16 protein-coding genes are annotated in these 20,800 nt (G+C 73.5%); 11 read left to right on the top strand and 5 right to left on the bottom strand.

Annotated features, from left to right (window positions below; all coding sequences use genetic code 11):
* Window positions 1–2: 2 nt before the first annotated feature.
* Window positions 3–1,040 carry a Gfo/Idh/MocA family protein gene (locus tag B0I31_RS06785; protein WP_106614429.1) on the bottom strand — a complete coding sequence of 346 codons (1,038 nt, stop codon included), beginning with the start codon at window positions 1,038–1,040 and terminating at the stop codon, window positions 3–5.
* A gap of 328 nt (window positions 1,041–1,368) precedes the next feature.
* On the opposite strand from B0I31_RS06785, the gene B0I31_RS06790 reads away from it, so the two are divergent.
* From B0I31_RS06790 to B0I31_RS06800, 3 genes are read left to right on the top strand one after another with little or no spacing between them, the layout of a single operon-like run.
* Window positions 1,369–1,620: a hypothetical protein gene (locus B0I31_RS06790; RefSeq protein WP_219910617.1), complete on the top strand. Its 252-nt coding sequence runs from the start codon at window positions 1,369–1,371 to the stop codon at window positions 1,618–1,620.
* Entirely contained in the window at window positions 1,611–2,384 is a 774-nt protein-coding gene (locus B0I31_RS06795; protein ID WP_106614431.1) for a class I SAM-dependent methyltransferase, read from the top strand. Before B0I31_RS06790 ends, B0I31_RS06795 begins: the two co-directional genes overlap by 10 nt.
* Window positions 2,381–3,760: a CoA transferase gene (locus tag B0I31_RS06800; protein WP_106614432.1), complete on the top strand. Its 1,380-nt coding sequence runs from the start codon at window positions 2,381–2,383 to the stop codon at window positions 3,758–3,760. The genes B0I31_RS06795 and B0I31_RS06800 overlap by 4 nt, the downstream gene beginning before the upstream one ends.
* 50 nt (window positions 3,761–3,810) lie before the next feature.
* Here the strand turns inward: B0I31_RS06800 and B0I31_RS06805 are convergent, their stop codons facing one another.
* Window positions 3,811–5,511 carry an outer membrane protein assembly factor BamB family protein gene (locus B0I31_RS06805; protein WP_106614433.1) on the bottom strand — a complete coding sequence of 567 codons (1,701 nt, stop codon included), beginning with the start codon at window positions 5,509–5,511 and terminating at the stop codon, window positions 3,811–3,813.
* 109 nt (window positions 5,512–5,620) lie between these two features.
* Here B0I31_RS06805 and B0I31_RS06810 point away from each other — a divergent pair, with 109 nt between their 5' ends.
* Window positions 5,621–6,844: an FAD-binding protein gene (locus B0I31_RS06810; RefSeq protein ID WP_245949725.1), complete on the top strand. Its 1,224-nt coding sequence runs from the start codon at window positions 5,621–5,623 to the stop codon at window positions 6,842–6,844.
* Here B0I31_RS06810 and B0I31_RS41580 read toward each other — a convergent pair whose 3' ends face one another.
* Window positions 6,845–8,647: a Crp/Fnr family transcriptional regulator gene (locus B0I31_RS41580; RefSeq protein ID WP_245949726.1), complete on the bottom strand. Its 1,803-nt coding sequence runs from the start codon at window positions 8,645–8,647 to the stop codon at window positions 6,845–6,847.
* 372 nt (window positions 8,648–9,019) lie between these two features.
* Here B0I31_RS41580 and B0I31_RS06820 point away from each other — a divergent pair, with 372 nt between their 5' ends.
* The 3 genes from B0I31_RS06820 (at window position 9,020) to B0I31_RS06830 (ending at window position 12,971) form a co-directional block, all read left to right on the top strand.
* Entirely contained in the window at window positions 9,020–12,109 is a 3,090-nt protein-coding gene (locus B0I31_RS06820; RefSeq protein ID WP_106614435.1) for an ATP-binding protein, read from the top strand.
* Between the two features lie 84 nt (window positions 12,110–12,193).
* Complete coding sequence (locus B0I31_RS06825; protein ID WP_106614436.1) at window positions 12,194–12,625, top strand: SRPBCC domain-containing protein; 432 nt, start codon at window positions 12,194–12,196, stop codon at window positions 12,623–12,625.
* Complete coding sequence (locus tag B0I31_RS06830) at window positions 12,615–12,971, top strand: ArsR/SmtB family transcription factor (protein ID WP_106614437.1); 357 nt, start codon at window positions 12,615–12,617, stop codon at window positions 12,969–12,971. Before B0I31_RS06825 ends, B0I31_RS06830 begins: the two co-directional genes overlap by 11 nt.
* Before the next feature lie 151 nt (window positions 12,972–13,122).
* Here the strand turns inward: B0I31_RS06830 and B0I31_RS06835 are convergent, their stop codons facing one another.
* The gene (locus B0I31_RS06835) at window positions 13,123–13,947 is read right to left on the bottom strand and encodes an ABC transporter permease (RefSeq protein ID WP_106614438.1); all 825 of its coding nucleotides are present in this window, start codon (window positions 13,945–13,947) and stop codon (window positions 13,123–13,125) included.
* On the bottom strand, window positions 13,944–14,888 hold the full coding sequence (locus B0I31_RS06840) for an ATP-binding cassette domain-containing protein (RefSeq protein ID WP_106614439.1): 945 nt from the start codon (window positions 14,886–14,888) through the stop codon (window positions 13,944–13,946). The genes B0I31_RS06835 and B0I31_RS06840 overlap by 4 nt, the downstream gene beginning before the upstream one ends.
* 365 nt (window positions 14,889–15,253) lie before the next feature.
* Here B0I31_RS06840 and B0I31_RS06845 point away from each other — a divergent pair, with 365 nt between their 5' ends.
* The 4 genes from B0I31_RS06845 (at window position 15,254) to B0I31_RS06860 (ending at window position 20,670) form a co-directional block, all read left to right on the top strand.
* Entirely contained in the window at window positions 15,254–16,321 is a 1,068-nt protein-coding gene (locus B0I31_RS06845) for an acyl-CoA reductase (protein WP_106614440.1), read from the top strand.
* On the top strand, window positions 16,318–17,694 hold the full coding sequence (locus B0I31_RS06850) for an acyl-CoA reductase (protein ID WP_106614441.1): 1,377 nt from the start codon (window positions 16,318–16,320) through the stop codon (window positions 17,692–17,694). Before B0I31_RS06845 ends, B0I31_RS06850 begins: the two co-directional genes overlap by 4 nt.
* Before the next feature lie 74 nt (window positions 17,695–17,768).
* Window positions 17,769–19,379, top strand: a complete 1,611-nt coding sequence (locus B0I31_RS06855) for a methyltransferase (protein ID WP_106614442.1) — start codon at window positions 17,769–17,771, stop codon at window positions 19,377–19,379.
* 157 nt (window positions 19,380–19,536) lie between these two features.
* Window positions 19,537–20,670, top strand: a complete 1,134-nt coding sequence (locus B0I31_RS06860; protein ID WP_106614716.1) for a sugar efflux transporter — start codon at window positions 19,537–19,539, stop codon at window positions 20,668–20,670.
* Window positions 20,671–20,800: the final 130 nt, after the last annotated feature.

Here is a 20,800-nt window from a genome sequence, read left to right on the forward strand (position 1 = left end):
ACTCAGCGGACATACGCGGCCAGCGGGCCGGGCGACGCCTCACCGCGGGCGGCGGGTATCACCGGTTCGGCGCAGATGTTCTTGGCCACCGACAGCAGCTGCACCACGTCCGTGGCGAACGAGAACCCGCGCGCGTGCTGGTCGCCGGAGGCCTGGAACAGGCGGTAGGCCCGCAGCACCCACTCGGTGAGCGAGTCGTCCCGCAGCACCTCGTGCTCGCGCCGCCCGTTGACCGTGACGCCGAGCTGCGAGTGGTCGTCGTCGTCGCTGACCGCGTAGTGGCCGACCGCGCTGCCCTTCTCGAACTCGACGGTGATCCGGCGCTCGCGCACCGGCGAGGTGAGGTCCGAGCTGATCTCGGTGCGCACGCCGCTGTTGTGCCGCAGCCCTATCCGCGCGCCACCCATCCGCGGCACGACCACGTCACCGACCGCCAGGTCGTACCCGGCCGCGTGGGTGACACGCGCGCTGCCCGCGAGCCGCAACGCCAGCGCCACGCCGTGCGGCAGCTCCACGTCGAACGCGGTCTGGTGGCCCGGCCTGGTCAGCGACCGGCGGAAGCGCGGCTTGTTCTGCACGATCGAGATCGACTTCGGCTCGCCGAGCGTGCCGCCGCGCATCAGCTCCATCAGCCGCACGGTGAGCGAGCTGGTCAGCCACGGCTCGACCACCGCGATGCGCAGGCCGTGCTTGCGCCGCAGCCGGATCACCCGGGCCAGGTCGTCGGTGTCGGAGGCGAGCGGCTTCTCCGCGATCACGTTGCGGAACCCGCGTTCGGCCAGTTCGGCCATCACCTCGGCGCGCACGGACGGCGGCGTGCACACGTGCGCGACCGTGTCGCCCGGGTCGAGCAGCGTGGCGGCCTCGGCGAGGCTGCCCACCATCGCCAGGCCCGGTCGTTCCGCGGGCAGCCGCCGCGGGTCGCACGCCACGATCGGTCGGTCGTCGAACAGCTGTCGGACCGAGGTCCGCGCCCTGGCCAGCACCGGCAGGTGCAGGTCCGCACCGGCTCGGCCCAGTCCCACGACGAGTGTGCGCACTAGTGAGCCCCGTCTTGTCTCGTCCGGTCTCTAAGGCATCGGGAATGAGCGGTGTCCGCTCTCAATTGATGGCCCCGACGTTGTCCCAATCGCGAAGGTCTGTCAACTGCGCGGAGGCGAGTTGACCAGGAAGAGTGAACTGCCCTGCGGTCGGCTGCCGGCCCGGTGACCTGCCATACGCTCGACCGCGGAAGCGGTGACCGCGGAGGTGAGTGCGCTGACCGTGCCATTCTTCACGCAATCGGCGACATTTCCCGGATTGTGGCCGATAGCGCGACGGCACATTGTCGAAGTGATCCGGAACGGCAAGTGCTCGCACGGGCGGAAAGTGGCGGAATCGGAAAGCGCGCCGGTCGGGTACACCGGGTCCGCGCACGTCGTGGGAGTGCAGGTGACGTCCGGTCCGCTGGACCCGGCGGCGTGGCGGCGCGCGGTGGCCGACCTGCCGCCGATGGCCGACCCGCACGTGCCGGCGTGGGAGGACGTGCCGCGCACCGCCACCGGCGGCGTGCGCAGGCTCGACCTGCTCACCCGGCTGACCGGCACCGCCGAGACCCACGGCAGCGGGCGGTGGACGTGACGACCTACGTGTTCGACCGGGCGCACGTCGCCGAACAGCACCGCTGCCTCGCCGCCGCCTACGACCCGGTGACCTTCGCCCGGCTGGCGCAGACGGGTGTCCGGGCCGGCTGGCGGTGCCTGGACGTCGGGGCGGGCGGTGGCAGCGTGGCCCACTGGCTCGCCGGACGCGGCGCGGTGGTGCTGGCCACGGACGTGCAGCTCGACCACGTGCCACCCGCGCCCCGGCTCACCGTGCTGCGGCACGACGTGGTGTGCGACCCGCTGCCCGACGCCGCGTTCGACCTGGTCCACGTGCGGCTCGTGCTGCGGCATCTGCCCGAGCGGGACGCCGTGCTGCGCAAGCTCGTCACCGCGCTGAAGCCGGGCGGGTGGTTGCAGGTGGACGAGTTCGACAACTCCTACAGCCCGGTGCTGCTCGCGCCGGACCGGGAGGCCGCCGAGCTGTACGAGACGTTCCTGGCGGTCAAGGAGAGCGTGTTCGACGCGTACGGCGTGGACGGCGCGTGGGGGCGCAAGGCGGCCGGTGCGATGGTCGAGGCCGGGTTGGTCGACGTGGACCCGCGGGTGGTCGTGCACCCCTGGCGGGCCGGGTCACCGGGCGTGCGGCTGCTCTCCCACACCACGCACATGTTGCGGGACAAGCTGGTGGCGGCGGGCATGACCGCCGCCCAGCTCGCGGCCGTGCGCGAGGTGCTGGCCGACCGGCGGTTCCTGGCCACCTCACCGGTCGTCTACTCGGTGCACGGGCGGCGGGCGGCATGACCTCGACGTTGACGGCGGTGCCCTGGTCCGGGCCGGTGGACCTGCCGCTGGGCGGTGAGCTGGACGTGCAGGCCGCGTGCGGGCTCATGCACGTGCACGGTCGCCGGTTCGGTCGGCCGACCGCGCTCGGGCTGGACTACGCGTCGATCGTGGCGGCCGAGCTGGACGCGATCGGCGCGGCGGCGGTGGACGTGGCGCGGTTGCGCGGTGTTCCGCTGCGCGCGGCGTCCACGTCGGTCGCGCAGGCGGCGTTGCTGGCGGTGTCGCGGTACTTGGCGGCGGCCACGGCCGACGAGCCGGACCTCGTGCCGACGGACGTGGGCGGGCCGCCGTTCCTGTCCGCAGACGGGGTGGCGTTCGAGGTCGAGGCGCTGGACGCCGAGGTGTGGCGGCGGTTCTGGGTGGCGTTGGACGCCGACCAGGGCGCGGTGGCGGCGGCGTGGCGGCCGTTCCGGCACCGGTTCGCCACCGCGACGTGCCCGTTGCCGCCGGAGCTGACCGGGTTGACCGCGCGGCTGCCGATCGTGCGGCTGGAACGGGTCGCCGCGTCGACCGGGATGACGTTGGTGCGGGTGGCGCACCGCGCGCTGGACGACGTGCCGCCGTACGTGCTGCGGCCGTTGGGTCCCGGTGCCGGGCCGGTCGGTGCCGGGGGTGTGTTGCCGTTGTCGGGGCTCGTGGTGCTGGAGTCGTGCCGACAGGGGCCGCCTGCCGGGCACCTGCTGTGGCAGCTCGGCGCGACCGTGGTGCGGGTCGAGCCGCCGGGCGGTGACCCGTCGCGGGTCGTGCCGCCGATGTCCGGCGACGTGTCCGCCCGGTTCCACGCGGTGAACCGGGGCAAGCGGGTGGTGCACGTCGACCTCGGCACCGTGGCCGGGCGGCGGGAACTGCTGGAGTTGGCGTCGGGCGCGGACGTGCTCCTGCACGACTGGGGGCCGGGGAAGGACGCCGCGTGGTCGTTGCGGGCGCGGGACGTCGCCAGGGTGCGGCCCGGGATCGTGTACGCGCAGGCGTCCGGGTGGGGTGAGGCGTTGGGCCCGCGACCGCCGTTGGGCACGGACTTCGTGGTGCAGGCGCACGCCGGGGTACCGCCGTCGCTGATGACGATCGTGGACGTGTTCGGCGGGGTGATGTGCGCCCGCGGTGTCGTGGACGCTCTCGCGACGCGGATCCGGTCCGGGACGGGGCAGTCGGTGTCGTCGTCTCTGCTGTCGGCGGCGGCACGGCTGAACGCGCGGGCGACTCGGCGGTGCACGGCGCCGTTGAGCGTGCCGGTGTGCACGGACCTGGCGGAGTTGGCGCGGGACCGGCGGTTCTCGCGGGCGCTGGTGTCGGACGGGTGCGTGGTGCCGGGGCCGGTTTGGGAGTTCCGATGACGTGGCGAACACCCCGGAGTGGACTGGCGGCGGGGCTCACCTGGAGGTGGTCAGCCCGTGAGGCCGACCACCGGTGCCGCCGTGCCGCCGAACGCCGTCCGGGTGAGCACGATCGCGCCGGGTGCGGCGACGAGGCGGACGTCCGAGCGGGCGCGCGAGCCCGAGCCGTCGAGGCGGACCGGAGTGGACGTGGGTGCCGAGCCGTCCAACGGCTGCGTCACGACGGTCAGCTCACGGCCGTTGTCGGCGCACGCGCGCACGTAGGTGGTGGACGTCGTGACGTCGGCCGTGCGCCGCGGGCAGTGCTCGATCGACAGCCGCGTGGTCGCGCCGGTGGCCGGGTCGAGCGCGAGGGAACCAGTGACCTGGCCGCCTTCGTGTTCCTCCAGCAACGGCGTGACGCCGACATCCGTGCGCACGTTCGACGGCCGCTCCGGTCGGCTCAGCACCCGTCCGGTCTCGGTGTCCAGCAGCCCGTTCGGCACGGCGTCCGGTGTGGGCTGCGCGCCGAAGATCTGCAGGAGCGCGATGGAGCTGTTCGCCGTGCCGTGCAGCTGGACGTCCGGCCGCTCACCGCCGGAGTCGCCGCGCCGGAGTTCGTGCCGCCACCGTTCCCGACCGGTCACCTCGTCCAGTGCCGTGACGCCCAACGTGTCCGCGCACACCACGGGCACGAGCACCGTCGTGCGGCCGCGCACCACCTGCCCGAACCACGTCGTGCAGCCCTCCGGCGGTGACCACTGCCACCGCGACCCGCCGTCGACGACGTCGTACCCGGTGATGACCTCGTGGTCGCGGATCGTCAACATCCGCGTGCCGAGCATCAGCTGACCGGTCTCCACCGACACGGACCGGACCACCTTCTCGAAGCGCGGTGTCCCGGTGTCCGCGTCCAGCACGACCACCGCCTGCTTCCGCGTGTCCCGCAAGGACCGGAACGACACCAGGACAGTCCGCCGGTCGACCGACGCCACCACCTCGCCGACCGGCGCCCCGGGCCGGGCGTACCGCCACTCCACCCGCCCATCGGTGCCGTTCAACCCCACCACGGCCCCGTCCCGGGTAGCCACCGCGACACCGTGGAGAACCGGCACGACGTCCACCACATCGGCGGCGGGCTGCCACGCCCACTGGCCACCACCCGGCCGCTCCACCACCGGCTCGGCCGCGAAGTCACGGGCATCCCGCGTCTCCGACCGCACGATCACCCCTTCCGCCACCACAGGCGCGAAAACCGCCGCCACCGCGACCACGAGCACCGCCACCACCCCGACCGGCCGAACCCGCCACCCACCCGACCCGACCGCCCGCCCCGGCTGATCACCGGATCCCGCCCGCGCCACCTCGTCGCCGGACGCCACCGGCACCGCGCCAGGAGCCTCACCCGTGCCCGCCCGCTCAGTCCCTGCCGCCCGGTCCGGGACGGCAGACGTCCGCCGCACGGCCGACTCGATCGCGCCCACCGCCACCGCGAGCGAACCCACCGCCAGCACCGGCAGGTCGTGGCCGGTCAGGCCGACCAGCAAGTCCGACACCAGGAGCCACCACACGGTCACGGCCAAGCCGGTGCCCGCCACCGCCGCGAACACCCGCCGCGCGCGCCCACCCCCGACCGCCAGAGCCGCCGCGAGCACGACACCCACCGCCGACCCGATCACTGCGGGGTCCGCCTCCGGCCGGGGCACCCCGCCCGACAGGAACGGCGCCACCCCGGCGCACAACGCACCCACCACGGTCATGTAGCGCAGCATCTCGGCACCTCCCCGCGTGGGACGGGAATCGCCGGAGATCCGTTCCCACCTCGGCGAGCGGGGTTCGGAGCGGGCCGGACACCGGTGGTGATGAGGCAGAATCCTGCCGGTGAGCACCAACTGGGCAGGCACCTTCACCTTCTCCGCCGCGCGGACCGCGCACCCGACGTCGGTCGAGGAGGTCCGAGCCGCGGTCAGGGACGCCGAGTCGGCGCGGGTGGTCGGCGCGGGCCACTCGTTCAGCACGATCGCCGACACCGGCGGCACGCTGATCAGCCTCGACCGGATGCCCGAGGTGTTCGAGGTCGGTGACGGCACGGTGCGGGTGAGCGCGGGGACGCGGTTGGCGCGGCTCGCCGAACGGCTGCACGCCGCCGGTCTCGCGCTGCCCGCGATGCCGTCGCTGCCGCACATCACGATCATCGGCGCCTGCGCCACCGCCACCCACGGCTCCGGCAACGACGTCCCGTCGCTCGCGAGCCTGGTCCGCTCCCTCGACCTGGTCGCCGCCGACGGCGAAATCATCACCCTGACCAGGGGAGACGCCGGGTTCGACGGCGCCGTGGTGGCGTTCGGCTCGCTGGGCGTGGTGGTCGCCGTCGAGCTGGACGTCGTGCCGACCTTCGAGGTCGAGCAGCGGGTCTACCAGGACATGCCGTTCGACGCCCTGGTGGAGGACTTCGACGCCGTGTTCGCCAGTGCCTACAGCGTCAGCGCCTTCACCACCTGGCGGGGCGTGGCCCACGTGTTCGCCAAGCACCGCACCACCGACACCCGGCACGACCTGGCCTGGACGGGTGCGACGCCCGCGGCCGAGCCGGTGCACCCCGTGCCCGGCCAGCCCGCCCTGCACTGCACGGCCCAGCTCGGCGTGCCCGGACCGTGGCACGAGCGGCTGCCGCACTTCCGCGCCGACTTCACCCCGAGCGTCGGCCGTGAGCTGCAGTCCGAGTACTTCGTGGCCCGCGAGCACGCGGCCGACGCGCTGCGGGCGCTCGACGACCTGGCCGCCGAGGTCGCGCCCGTGCTGCTGACCTCCGAGGTCCGCACGATCGCGGCCGACGCGCAGTGGCTCAGCCCCGTCCACGACCGGCCGAGCGTGGCGTTCCACTTCACGTGGCAGCCGGACGACGCGGCGGTGCGAGCCGTGCTCCGCAAGATCGAGGTGGCGCTGAGCCCGTGGCGGCCCCGCCCGCACTGGGGCAAGCTGTTCGAGCTGGCCGACCCCGGCGAGCGGTACCCGGACTGGGGCCGGTTCGCCGAGCTGCGCGACCGGCTCGACCCGACCCGCACCTTCCGCAACCCCCTGGTCGACGGCTGGTTCAGCCGGTAGTCACAGCCGCGCGAATCGCCGCAGCCCTTCCAGGTCGGGCACGACCACGTCGCGCCGCAGGTGGCTGACCACCACACCGGCCTTGCGCAGGTCGGCGAACGCCTTCTCGGCGGTGCGCGGTTTCATCCCGGCGATCGAGGCGAGCTCCACCTTCGTCAACGGGATGCCGAGCACCCACCCGCCGACCTCCTGCCTGCCGTGCGTGCCGACAAGCTCGGCCAGCACCCGCGCCACCCGCTCGGCGGCGGTGTGGGACAGGAAGTCGCGCCGCCGCCGGTTGGCCCACCGCAGCTGGTCGTCGATGACGCCGATCAGCTCGACGAAACCGTCGTTGCGGCGGTGCAGGAACCCGTGCAGCTCGGCGCTCGTGATCAGCTTCGCCGAGACGTCACCGCACGTGATCACGGTCGCCGAACGCGGCTTGTGGTCCAGCGCGGCCAGCTCGCCGACCAGGTCGCCCGCCACCCGCACGGTGAGCACCGCGGTGTCCCCGCTCGCGTCGTTGACCAGCACCTTCACCACGCCTTCGAGCAGCAGGAACACATGCGTGTCGGTGGCGTCCTGGACGATGATCTCCCGGTCGGCGCCGTAGCGGACCGCGGTGCCCAGCGACATCAGCTCCTGCCGGCTGGTCTCCCGCAGCCGCGACAGCAGCGTGCCCGGCGGCCACTCCGGCATCGTCAGGTTCTGCCGCACCGCGGGCGCGCTCGGCTTCGCCGTGGCCAGCGACCGGCCCGCGTCGGCGAACGACGCGTAACCCCGCTCGAACGACGGGTCCGGCCCGACCCCGGACAGCAACGCCTCGCACGCCCGCCGCTGCTCGTCCAACGCCGGCACGGCCGGGTGGTCGGGGCCCAGCGCCGCCACCGCGCGCATCGACGCGTCGCGCACCACGTCCAGCAGCCGCTGCCCCTGCGCCCGGGTGCCGTCGAGGTGGGCCAGCTCCAACTCGGCCGAGGCCAGGTTCGACGTCGCGATCACCGCGTGCGGGTGGTCCGCGCCCAACCGGGTCGCGGTGCGGTCGGCCGCCGAACGCAGGCTCGGCAGCGCCAGCCGGGCCCGTTCCGCCGAACGACGCACCCTGGCCAGCTCGAACTCCGCCGACGCCAGGTTCGCCTGGGCCACCAGCGCCCGCGGGTGGTGGGTGCCCAGCGCGTTCAACGCCCGGTCGGTCGCGTCACGCAGGTCGGTCAACGACTCGGCGACCTCCTCGGCGTCACCGTGGTCGCGGGCGATCCGGAACCGCGCGCACATCAGGTTCAGCCTCAGCACGCACGTCTGCGGGTGGTTCGACCCGAGCACCGCCGCGTTGCGCTGTAACGCCAGCTCCAGCGCACCCGTCTCGGTCGGTTTCGCCGGTTCCACGGCGACCGCCACCGACCCGACCGCGACCGGGTCGGCCACCGGCAGCGGGTCCAGGAAGTCGCCGACCACCTGGCGCAACGGCGTGCCCCGGCCGAACGCGGCGCTCGGCGGCCTGCGCCGCACCTGGCGCGGCGCGGTCGTGCCCGGCTCGCGCCGACCGCGCGCCACCGACGCCAACGCCTGCTGGTCACGTACCCGTGACGCCTCCGGCCCGGTCGGGTCGACCAGCGCCAGCATGGCGATCAGCAGCGCGTCCGCGGCGTCGGCGGACCCGATCCGCGTCAGCCCCGCGGCGCAGCGCAGCAGGCGGTCCACGTCGCGGCGCGCGCTGAGCGCGTCCAGCGAGCGCGCCAGGTCCACCGCGAGACGGCGGGCCGCCTGCCGGTCCGGCGCGGAGCGGGACAGGACGGCTTCGAGTTCGACCATTCGGCTGTTCATCCGGCACCCCAGGTGGTTGCTCGGTCTGCGACGGCGCGGTTCCTGCGTTCGGACGCCGTGTTCCGACGTTCGGGCGCGGGGACTCGTGCCGCCGGAGTGGAATCCTCGTCCATAGCGGCGATATCGGTTGCTCCGGGCATTCGTTAGCGCATCCCTGACATTGTTACGGTACGAATGGTCGGATGTCCGACCGTTATCCGCACTATTGCGGAAAACCGTGTGAGTTTTTTGTCGTAGTGAACATCTTGGACGGCGTGCTGGGCGAGATCGGCCCCCGGCACGCGAGGATCGCTCGGATCCCGGCGCCCCTGCCGCGCGAAACGGCCGGTGGCCTGCGGAGCCGCTCCCCTCCCACCGTGGCACAGTGATCGCATGCGGGTGGGGGTGTTGGGACCGCTGGAGGTCACGGCGGACGGCACGGCGATCGGGATGGGCGGCGCCAGGGTGCGCGCGCTGCTCGTCCGGTTGGCGGTGGCCGCGGGTCGGGTCGTCACCACCGAGGAGCTGGCCGACGCGCTGTGGCCGGACGACCGGCCGGCCGACGAGGTGGCTGCCGTGCGGTCGCTGGTGTCCCGGCTGCGCCGCGCCCTGCCCGCCGACGTGCTGCGGTCCGCGCCCGGCGGCTACCGGCTCGACCTGCCCGCCGACGCCGTGGACGCGCTGCGGTTCGACCGGCTCGCCCGTGCCGCCAGGACCGCCCTGACCGGCGGCGACCCGGCCACCGCGCGACGGCTGGCGGCGGAGGCGTTGGCGCTGTGGCGCGGACCGGCGCTGGCCGACGCGGCGGGCGCGCCGTTCGCGGTCGGCTACGTCGCCGGTCTTGACGAGACGCGGCTGGGCGTCGTGGAGGACGGTGCCGCGGCCGACCTCGCGTGCGGTCCGGCGGACCACCTGGTCGCCGAACTCACCGACCTCGCCGCGCGGCACCCCCTGCGGGAACGGTTGCAAGCCCTGCTGCTGCGCGCCCTCGTCGCAGCCGGTCGCCCCGCGGAGGCACTGGCCGCCTACGAGGAGATCCGCCGCCGGTTCGCCGACGAGCTGGGCGCCGACCCCGGCCCCGAGCTGCGCGAGACCCACCAGGAGATCCTCCGCGCCGAACCCGTCGCGACGACCGGCTCCCCGCGCGCGGGCAACCTGCGGCTGCCGTTGACCAGCCTGATCGGCCGGTCCGCCGACGTCGAACGGGTCGCGGGCCTGCTGGCGGCCCACCGGCTGGTCACCCTGGTCGGGCCGGGCGGCGCGGGCAAGACCCGCCTGGCCACCACGGTCGCGGCCCGGCTGCCCGGTGGCGCGTGGCAGGTCGAACTGGCCCCGGTGACCGACCCCGACGACGTGGCCACCGCCGTGCTGGGCGCACTCGGCCTGCGCGACCAACGCGCCGTCGACCGCCCCGCGCCCGTCGTGGACACGATGACCCGGCTGGTGGACGTGCTGTCGCGCACCGAGGCCGTGGTCGTGCTGGACAACTGCGAGCACCTGGTCGACGCGGCGGCCCGGTTCACCGACGAGCTTCTGGGCCGGTGCCCGCGGCTGCGGGTGCTGGCGACCAGCCGCGAACCGCTCGGCGTGTACGGGGAAGTGGTCAGCCCGGTGCCGCCGCTGGACGGTGACGCGGCCGTGCGGCTGCTCGCCGAACGCGCGGCGGCCGTGCGGCCCGGGTTCGCCGTGACCCCGGACAACGCCGACGCGGTCGCCGAGGTGTGCCGCCGGCTCGACGGCCTGCCGTTGGCGATCGAACTGGCCGCGGCCCGGCTGCGGTCGTTGTCGGTCGAGCAGCTGGCCGCCCGCCTCGACGACCGGTTCCGCCTGCTCACCGGCGGCAGCCGCACCGCCCTGCCCCGGCACCGGACGTTGCGCGCGGTGGTGGCGTGGAGCTGGGACCTGCTGCCGGAGCCAGAACGGGACTTCGCCGGGCGGCTGGCCGTGTTCCCGGCGGGCTTCGACCTGGAGGCCGCCGAACGGCTCGCGGGCGACGAGGCGTTCGACCGGCTCGCCGCGCTGGTCGACAAGTCGCTGGTGCAGGTCGTGGACGGCGCCCGCTACCGGATGCTGGAGACGATCCGCGAGTACTGCCTGGAACAGCTGGCCGGGAGCGGTCGGGTCGCCGCGGCGCGGGCCGCGCACGCCGAGTACTTCCGCGACCTGGCCGAGACCGCCGAACCGCACCTGCGGGGCAAGGACCAGCTGACCTGGATCGCCCGGCTGGAGGCCGAACGGGACAACCTGATCGCCGCGCTGCACTTCGCCGCCGACAGCGGTGACGCGGACACGGCCGTGCGGCTGGCCGCGGCGATGAGCATGTTCTGGACCATGCGCGGCAACCGGGCCGAGTCCGTGCCGTGGCTGCGCCTCGCGCTGGCCGTGCCGGGGGAGGCGCCGGCCACCGCGCGGCAGGTCGCGTCGGCGTTCCTGCTGGTCAACGACGCGGTCACCGGAGTGTTCGGCGGCCTGGAGGAGCACCTCGCGCGGCTCGCCGAGTTGGCCGCCGAGTCCACCGGGGAGCACCCGGTGCTGGTGCTGCTGGAGCCGATGCTGGGGCTGTTCCTCGACGACGCCGAGCGGGCCCTGGCGGCGGTGGACATGCGGCTGGACGTGCCGGACCCGTGGACGCGGGCCGTGCTGTGGATGGTGCGTGCCGCGGTGCGCGAGCACCAGGGCGACCTGCGCGGCGCTCGTGAGGACGTGACCACCGCGATCACCGGGCTGCGCGAGGTGGGTGACCGGTTCGCGCTGGCTCAGGCGCTGACCGCGGCGGCCGAGGCGCACCTGGCCTTCGGCGAGCCGGAACAGGCGTTGTCGTCGCTGGAGGAGTCGATCCGGCTGATCGCCGAACTGGACCCCGACGACGACGCCGCGCAGGAACGCATCCTGATGGCCACCGCCCACCTGCAGTCGGGCGACCTGGAGCGGGCCCGCGCGCAGTGCCTGGCGTTGACCAAGCCGACGCCGCAGCCGTGGTCGGCGCGCGGCGTCGCGTTCGCCCGGCTCGTGCTGGGCGACATAGCCCGGTACCAGGGAGACCTGGCCGACGCGGAACGGCAGTACGAGGCCGCGCGGGCGGCGGTCGCGGACCAGCCGCTGGTGATACCCCAGTTCCACGCGGTGATCCTCACGTCGTGCGCGCACTTCGCCGTGGAACGGGGCGATCACGAGGCGGCCGTGACGGCGATCGGCACCGCCCGCGACCAGGCCATGTCGGTCAAGGACATGCCCGTGCTCGCCAAGGTCGCGGTCGCCGGGGCGGCCGTGCACGCGCACTTCGGCAACCCCACCGACGCGGCCAGGCTGCTGGGCGTGGCCGAGCACCTGCGCGGTGCCCCCGACGCGCGCAACCCGGAGGTGACCCGCCTCGCCGCCCGCCTGCGCGCCGACGTGGGCGACGCCGCCTACGACCTCGCCTACGCCACCGGCGTGGCACTCGACCGCGCCGACGCCATCGCCCTGGTCCGTGCCGTCGTCTGAGACCCCGACCCGACCCACCGTTGACGCAACTTCCTGGTTGCCATAATGTGGCAACCGAACGGTTGCTACTTGATGGAGGCTGTCATGGGATTCCCCGATCGGATCGAGCGGGTCGTGGAGATCGCCCAGCCGCCGGACGCGGTGTGGGCGGCGATCACCACGGCCGAAGGGCTCGGCGCGTGGTTCGGCGACGAGGCCGCGATCGACCTGCGTCCGGGCGGCACCGCGCGGATGAGCTGGAACGACGGGCCGACGGTCGAGATGCGGGTGGAACGGGTGGAGGAACCGACCGTGTTCGGCTTCACCTGGCCGATGTTCGGCTTGCCCGAGGACGACCCCCGTCGCTCGTACGTCGAGTTCACGCTGGAACCGGTCGGCTCGGGCACCAGGCTGACCGTGGTCGAGACCGGATTCGCCCAGCTGTCCGAGGACCTCTACGGCAAGGCGTACGACGCCCACCGCGAGGGCTGGGCGAGCGAGTTGGGTGAGCTGGTCGATTACGTCAATGGCGCCTGACGCCGAAGCCGTCGCCGAACAGGTCTTCACCGCCCTGGCCGACCCGACCCGGCGCGCCATCCTGGCCGCGCTGGCGTCCGGGGGTCCGGCCACGGCCACGGACCTGGCCGATCGCCTGCCCATCACCCGGCAGGCGATCGCGAAGCACCTCGCCCTCCTGGCCGACGTCGGCCTGGTGACGGCGGAACCGGGGGAGCGGCGCCGGGTGCGGTACCGGCTGCGCTCCGCGCCGATGCAGGTAGCACAGCGGTTCCTGGCCGCGCTGGCGCGTGACTGGGACAGCCCGCTCTCCGCGTTGAAGGACCACCTCGACCGCGGTGGCAGCACTGCGGACCGACGAACGTGAGGACGACATGACCCTGACCGACGAGGGCTACACCACGGGTTTCACCACCATCTCGACTGTCGACCGGTAGCCGGGACACGCGCGTCCACCACGCGCGTGTCCTGCGTTCGCGTCAGTCGTGTCCTACGTTCGGAACACCCGAGTTGAACGCTCAGGCGCGGCGGCGGTAGGCGGTCACGGCCAGCGGCGCGAACACGGCCACGAACAGCGCCGACCAGGCCAGCGTCCACGCCACCGGACCGGCCACCGGGCCGCCCACCATCAGGCCGCGTGACGCGTCCATCACGTGCGTCACCGGGTTGATCCCGACCCACGTCCGCAGCCACCCCGGCAACGTCTCCGCCGGCGCGATCATGCTGGTGCCGAACGTCAGCGGGAACAGGACCACGAACCCGAGGCCCTGCACCGCGCCCGGCTGCCGCGCCAGCATCCCCACCAAGACGAACGCCCAGCTCAGGCTGAACGCGAACAGGATCGCCAGCAGGCACGCCGCCAGCGCGGGCAGCACGCCGGTCTCCACCCGGAACCCCATCAGCGTGCCGAACAGCAGCAGCGACACCACCGCCACGACGTACCGGATCAGGTCACCGAGCACCGACCCGACCAACGGCGCGGACCGGCCGATCGGCAGGCTGCGGAACCGGTCGAACACGCCCTTGCCGATGTCGGTGCTCAGGTTCACGCCGGTCGCCATCCCGCCGAACATGGTCGTCTGCACCATGATCGCGGGCAGCAGGAACTGCAGGTACTCGTGCGTCGACCCGGCCACCGCGCCACCGAGGAGGTACACGAACAGCACCACGAAGATCACCGGCTGCAGCGTCACGTCCAGCAGCTGCTCGGGCGACCGCATGGTCTTGATCAAGCTGCGCCGGGCCAGCGCGAGGCTGTGCCGGGCCGGCGCGAACGGCCGCCGAGCCGGCTCCGCGGCCACCGCCGGTGAAGAAGCCGTCAACGTCGTCACTCCTCCGGTCATGCCGCCACCTCCGTGTGCTTGCCGGTCAACGTGAAGAACACCTCGTCCAGGCTCGGCAGCCGCAGCGCCAGCTCGGTCACCGCGATCCGCCGCTGGTCCAGCCGCCGCACCACCTCCGTGAACGCCGCGTCACCGTCCACCGGCACGGTCACCACGCCCCGCCCGGTCGACTCCGGCTGGTGCCCGGACACCTCGGCGAGCACCGCGGCGGCCTCCGCCAGCCGGGCCGGGTCCGCGGGCCGCACCAGCACGGTCTGCCCGCCGACGATCCGCTTGAGCGACGCGGGCGTGCCGTGCGCGATCACCCGCCCGTGGTCGATGACCGAGATCTCGTCGGCCAACGCGTCCGCCTCCTCCAGGTACTGCGTGGTCAGCAGCACGGTCGCGCCGTCGGCCACGAGCGCGCGCACCACGTTCCAGATGTCGTCCCGCTTGGCCGGGTCCAGCCCGGTGGTGGGCTCGTCCAGGTAGATCACGTCCGGCCGGCCGACCAGGCTCGCGGCCAGGTCCAGCCGGCGGCGCATGCCGCCCGAGTAGGTTTTGACCTGCCGCCCACCCGCCTCGGTGAGCTCGAAGTCGCGCAACAGCTCGGCGGCGCGCGCCTTGGCCTGTGTGCCGCGCAGGTTGAGCAGCTGCCCGATCAGCACGAGGTTCTGCAGGCCGGTCAGGTCCTCGTCCACCGATGCGTACTGGCCGGTCAGCCCGATCAACCCGCGCACGCGTGCCGCGTCCGCCACCACGTCCAGCCCGCCGACCGCGGCACGCCCGGCGTCCGGCCGCAGCAGCGTGGCCAGGATCCGCACCGCGGTCGTCTTGCCCGCACCGTTCGGCCCGAGCACCCCCAGCACGGTCCCCGGTCGGGCGGCGAGGTCGACCCCGGCCAGCGCGGTCGTCTTGCCGTACCGCTTGACCAGGCCTTCCGCCTCGAAGGCGTACTCCATGTCCGTTCCCCTTCCCCTGGTGTTGCGGGGACGACGCTCCGGCACGGACGTGTCATCGGGCTCCCAGCCACATGTCAGGGCGCGTGTCAAGGACCAACCCGCTGACATGGCGGTGCGTTCACAGACGTTCGCGGGCGTTCCGGGTCGTTCCGGGTGTGCCGGTGAGCACCATCAGGACCGTTCGACGTTCCGCTTACCGAAGCGGAACGCGCGCGTTCGGTTCTGCGCAGCCCGTCGCTCAGTCATCCTGTGGCCCGCACAACCCCCGGTCAGCGGTGCCCCGTTCCGGGGTCGGACCTTGTCCGCCGCCTCCGCCGCTGCTGACCTTTCCCGAGTTCGACCTTGACCCGCAGGAGGAAGGCCCGATGACCGTTGCCCACGACGATCCCCACGTCGCGCGGCTGTTCGAGCACCTGGCACGGCTCGTCTGCGACGGCCTCGGCGACCCGCTCGACCTCCACGAGCAGCTGGTCGAGCTGGCGATGGTGAACTCGCCGGACGTCGCCCGCTACTGGAAGCAGGTCGGGGTCGGCGTCGGCGTTCCGGACACCGCCTACAAAGACGGAGGTCCGCACCTGTTCCCGGACGCGCCACCGGTCCGGGTGTTCCGCACCAGCGGAACGACCGGCAGCGTCCGCGGCACCGTCCGCTACTCCAGGCTCGGGCTGGAGCTGAAAAGTCTCGCCATCGAGGCCAACGCCCGGCGGAACCTCCGGCCGGACGACGGCGTGCGGCCGGTGATCCTGGCGTTCACGCCGTCCGAGGAGGCCGCGCCGGAGATGGCGATCGCGTTCGACATGGTGCGCATCGCGCGCTCGTGCGGCGACCCCCGGCTCAGCACGGCCGTCATCGGCGCGAACGGCGTCGACTTCGACCTGCTCGGCCGTCGCCTGGACGCCGCCGTGGCCGAGGGCCTGCCGGTGGTGCTCATCGGCGGCACCTTCGCGTTCGTCAACGTCTGCGACGCCCTGGAAGCGCAGGGCAGGCGCTGGGAACTGCCACCCGGCTCGCGGATGTGGGACGGCGGCGGGTTCAAGGGCCGGTCACGGGTCATGCGCGTGGACGAGCTGCACGACGCCGTGCGCCGGGTCTTCGGCATCGAGCGGCACGGCAACATCTTCGGCATGACCGAGCTGGCCAACCAGCTCTTCGACGCCGCCGACACCCCGGTCGGCCCGCTCGGCGAACGTCCCAAGGGCGGTCACCCGGCGGGCGGTCCCAAGGTCCGCGACCCGCGCACCCGAGAGCACCTGACCGAGGGCCGCGGCCTGCTGGAGGTCACCGACCTGTCCCTGCTGGACCGGCCGCACGTGCTGCTCACCGGCGACCTCGGCATCGCCGTGCCGGAGGGCGTGGCGATCGCGGGACGCATCGCGGGCAGCAGCCGCGGCTGCTCGCTGACCCTGGACGAGATGACGGGAGGCGCCGCATGACCGTGTCGTGGACCCCGGAGTGGCTGACGGCCGACCGCGCGCCGTTCACCCTCAAGGCAGGCCCGCACGAGTGGCGCGGCGTGCGACCCACCGACTGGGCGGCGGTCGGCGCCGGCCTCCGGATCGCGCACGAGGACCTGCGGCGGCTGCCCGTGCGGCGGATCGTGGAAGCCGTCGACGCGGTCGTCGACCTGTGGGCCAAGCGCGACTTCACCGCCCGCCGCACCACCGTCCGCAGCGCGGCGCTGGTCACCGGCATGTCGGAGGAGACGATCGACCGCGCGCTGGACGCCGAGCTCGGCCACCTGCGCGCGGACTCGCTGCTGGCCGCCCTGACCCGCGAACTGGGCGACCCGGAAGTGCTCGACGGCTTCCGCGGCGGCACCACCGCGGTCGGACCCCGCACCGTGCTGGCGGTGTTCTCCGGCAACGTCCCGGGCCTGCCCGCGCGGTCGCTGGTGCGGTCGCTGCTGGTGAAGGCGTCCGTGATCGCCAAGGTCCCGGCCAAGGAGCCGCACTTCACCGCGGCGTTCCTGCGCACCCTGCACGACGTGGAGCCGGTGCTCGCCGACGCCGTCGTGGCCACCTACTGGGAACGCGACGACGAGGCCGTGCTGGAGGCCGCGCTGGACCAGGCCGACGCGGTCATCGCCTACGGCGGCGACCAGGCGTGCGCGGCGATCCGCGCCAGGGTCCGGCCGCGCCAGCTCTACGAGGAGCACGGGCACAAGCTGTCGTTCGGCATCGTCAGCGCCGAGTACGTGACGAGGTACGGCGTGGCCGAGGTGGCGCGGCGGATCGCCGCCGACTGCAGCGACTTCGACCAGCACGCGTGCCTCTCGCCGCAGGTCTACCTGGTGCAGGAGGAGCACGCGCGGGCAGTCGCCGAGCACTTGGCGGGCGCGATGCGGCGCGAGGCGCAGGACAGCCCACCCGGGACGATCGACGCTCAGGACGCCACCGTGCTGCAACACCGCCGGCTCGTCGCCGAGTGGCGTGCGGCCACGTCGGACGCGAGCGAGGTGTGGTCGCCGGACGGTCTGGAGTGGACGGTCGTGCTGGACGACGCGCTGATGCCGCTCAGCGGGGCGGGGAACCGGGTCGCGCGGATCGTGTCGGTGCCGGACGTGGCCGCGGCGGTCGACGCGATGCGCCCGTTCGCCGAGCACCTGCAGAACGTCGGCCTCGGCGCGGTCGGCGAGCAGTTCCGGCGGACCGCGCGGGAACTGGCCGAGCTCGGCGCGAGCCGGGTGTGCGCGCCCGGTGCGATGACCAAGGCCTCGATGGTGTGGCGGCACGACGGGCAGCCGCGGATCGCGGGCCTCGTGCGCTGGTGTGACGTCGAGCTCCACCCGGAGCTCGACAGACCTTAGCCCCGGCCGGGGTGACGACTCCGCCGTGTTCAGCCCGCGGGCAGGGCACGGCCATCCTCTGGGGAGGATCAGCAATGTCCGTGACGGTCAGCGGCGCGCCCGGCGCGCTGGGGGAGAGAGACCTCCGCCGGTTGGCGGAAACCGTGGCCTTCGCGCGGGACCGGAGTGCCGGTGACGCGCTGGCCGCCGTGGTGGCCGGCGAGCCGCCCGCGCCTGTCCTACGCCACCTGGAGTTCGCGGGCGCCGCGGTGCTCGTCGCCGTGGCACAGCCGGCGGACCTGATCGGGGTGCTCGCCGACCTGGGCGTGCGGGCGGGGGAGCCGCGACCGAGCGCGGTGCCGGGGGACCGGCTCCGCGAACGGGCCGGTCAGGGGCGCGACGTGTGGAGCGTGCGCGGCGTCGTCTCCGGTGGGTCGCGCGAGGTGGAGCTGCTCGCGGTGCCCGGGACGATGTGGTCCGAGGCCGAACGCGAGGCCGAGTCGTCCGTGGCGTTCGACGTCACGGGCGAGGACGACGTGCTGCTGCGCGGGGTGTGCGCGACGTTGCTGGACGCGGGCCTCACGGCTGACGGCGGCGGTTACGACGAGCACGTGACGGTGCTGCACTTCCGCGGTGCGGGTCGGGGGCGGTTGACGTTGCGGGCGCCCGGTCACCGCACCGAGCCGCTGGCACGCCACGTCGGGCGGCCCGACCGGGTGCGGCGCACGATGCTCGACCTGATGACCGGCGCGTGGCGCACCCGCGCCGTGGCGGCGGCGGCCGAGCTGGGGCTGGCCGACCTGCTCGCCGGCGGCCCGCTCGACACCGCCGAGCTGGCCGAGCGCACCGGTTCGCACGCGGACAAGCTGCGGCGCGTGCTCGCCTACCTGGCCGCGCTCGGCGTGTTCCGGCGTGACGGCGAGCGGTGGTCGCTGACCGCGGTCGGCGCGATGCTGCGCACCGACGTGGCCGGGTCGCAGCGGGACCTGGCGCGGATCTACGGAGGGCTGTTCTACCGGTCGTTCAGCGGGCTGGAGCACACCCTGCGCACCGGTGAGAGCGCGTTCGTCCACGTGTACGGCGCGCAGCCGTTCGAGCACTTCGCCGCGAACCCGGCCGACGCGCGGCTGTTCGAAGGCGCGATGGCGGCGGGCACGACGTTCCTGGAGCTGGTGCCCGGCCTGCTGGACCTGCCGGCCACCGGCACGGTGGTCGACGTGGGCGGCAGCGACGGGCGGCTGCTCGACCTGGTGCTGACGGCCGGGCCCGGGCTGCGTGGTGTGCTGTTCGACCGGCCGCACGTGGTCGGCGCGGCGGCCGAGGCGCTCGCGGGCCACGGCGCGCGGGCGTCGGTGGTCGCGGGCGACTTCTTCCACGACCCGGTTCCCGCGGGTGCCGACCTGTACCTGTTGTCGCGGATCATGCACGACTGGGACGACGAGCGCTGCTCGGTGATCCTGCGCAACGTCCGTGCGGCGATGGCCGAGGGCGCGACGCTGGCCGTGATCGAGCGCCCGATCCGGGACGACCCGCGCACGGTGCTGCCGTTGGCGTTCAACGTGCACATGATGGTCAACACCGTGCAGGGCGGCGAGCGGACCACCGAGGAGCACCGGCGGCTGTTGGCGGCCAACGGGTTCGCGTTGCAGGACATCCGTGAGCTGCCGCTGGACATGGCGGTGCTGGTGGCGCGCGCCACGGCGTGAGACCCGGTGCGAGGCTTGGTGTGAGCGCTCCCACAGGTCCGGATGCTGGAAATCGGCTTCCTCGTCGCCCCGGTGGGCGGCGAGGATCGCCGGTGTGCCCGTCCTGAACAAAACCCCTGCCCCGACCCGGTCCCACTCCTTCGTGCCGCTCGTGTCGATGAGCTTGCTGACCGGTGTCGGATACGCGTTGGCGGGCCCGTTCCTGTCGCTGTTCCTGATCAAGGAGGTCCAGGCCGGGCCGATCGCGGTCGGCGCGTTCCTCCTGGTCAGCGCCCTGGCGTCGATGCTGGTGAGCACGCTGGTCGGGCGGTTGTCCGACGCACGCGCGATCCGTCGCACGCTGCTGGTGGTGGCCGGGGTGTCGGGTGCGGTGGGTTGGGTGCTGTTCTCCGTGCTGCGCGAGTACTGGCTGCTGCTGGTGGTCGCGGTCACGTTCTGGGCGGTCTCGTCCTCGCAGATCCCGCAGATGTACGCCTACGCGCGGCAGCTGCTGGAACGCAGCGGCTCGGCGAAGGCACCGCTGGCGATGAGCGGCCTGCGGATGACCATGTCGATCGCCTGGGTGGGCGGGCCGCCGCTGGGCGCGCTGCTGATCGGGGGCGGCGGGTTCACCTGGCTGTTCGGCGTGAGCGCGGCCATCTACGTGGTGGCCGTGCTCGTGGCGCTGGCCTGGCTGCCCGAGCTGGGACCGTCCGCCGCGCCGACGCACGAGGTGGCGCCGCGAGCCGGGCTGCGGCGGGAGATGGTGCTGGCGGCGCTGGCGTTCGTGTTGTTGCAGGGCGCGACGACGGTCGGTGTGACGGCGATGCCGTTGTTCGTGACGGAGAGCCTGGGAGGCACGACCCGGGACGCGGGCCTCGTGCTGGGGCTGTGCGCGGCGCTGGAGATCCCGCTGATGCTGGGCTTCGGCGCGTTGGCGCTGCGGTTCAACCACCGGGTGCTCGTGCTGTCGGGTGGCGTGGTCGCGCTGGCGTACTACACGATCATGCTGCTCACCCAGGCGACCTGGCAGGTGATGGCCGCGCAGGTGCTGCACGCCGTGGTCATCTCGGCGGTGATGGGTGTCGGCATCTCCTACTTCCAGGACCTCGCACCCGACCGGCCCGGGTATGCCAGCACGCTGTTCACGAACACGTACAAGACCAGCGCGATGCTGACCGGCCCGTTGGTGGGCCTCGCGCAGCACTTCGGGTACCGCACGGCGTACGGCATGGGTCTGGTGATGTCGGTGCTGGGGCTCGCGCTGTTGCTGGCGGCGAAGCGGAGGTCGGTGCCGCCCGTGGCGCCGTGACGCGTGATCGACCGGGGGACTACGTGGTGTGGCGGGTTACGCACGGTCAGTGAACCGACCGTTTGGTTTGCGCTCTTCGAGCGGTTCTCCGCGAAATTCGGGTTTCGAGGCGCGTGGATTGCTAAACCTT

It is taken from the genome of Saccharothrix carnea (assembly GCF_003014735.1).
In the GTDB taxonomy this organism is placed as follows: Bacteria; Actinomycetota; Actinomycetes; order Mycobacteriales; family Pseudonocardiaceae; genus Actinosynnema; species Actinosynnema carneum.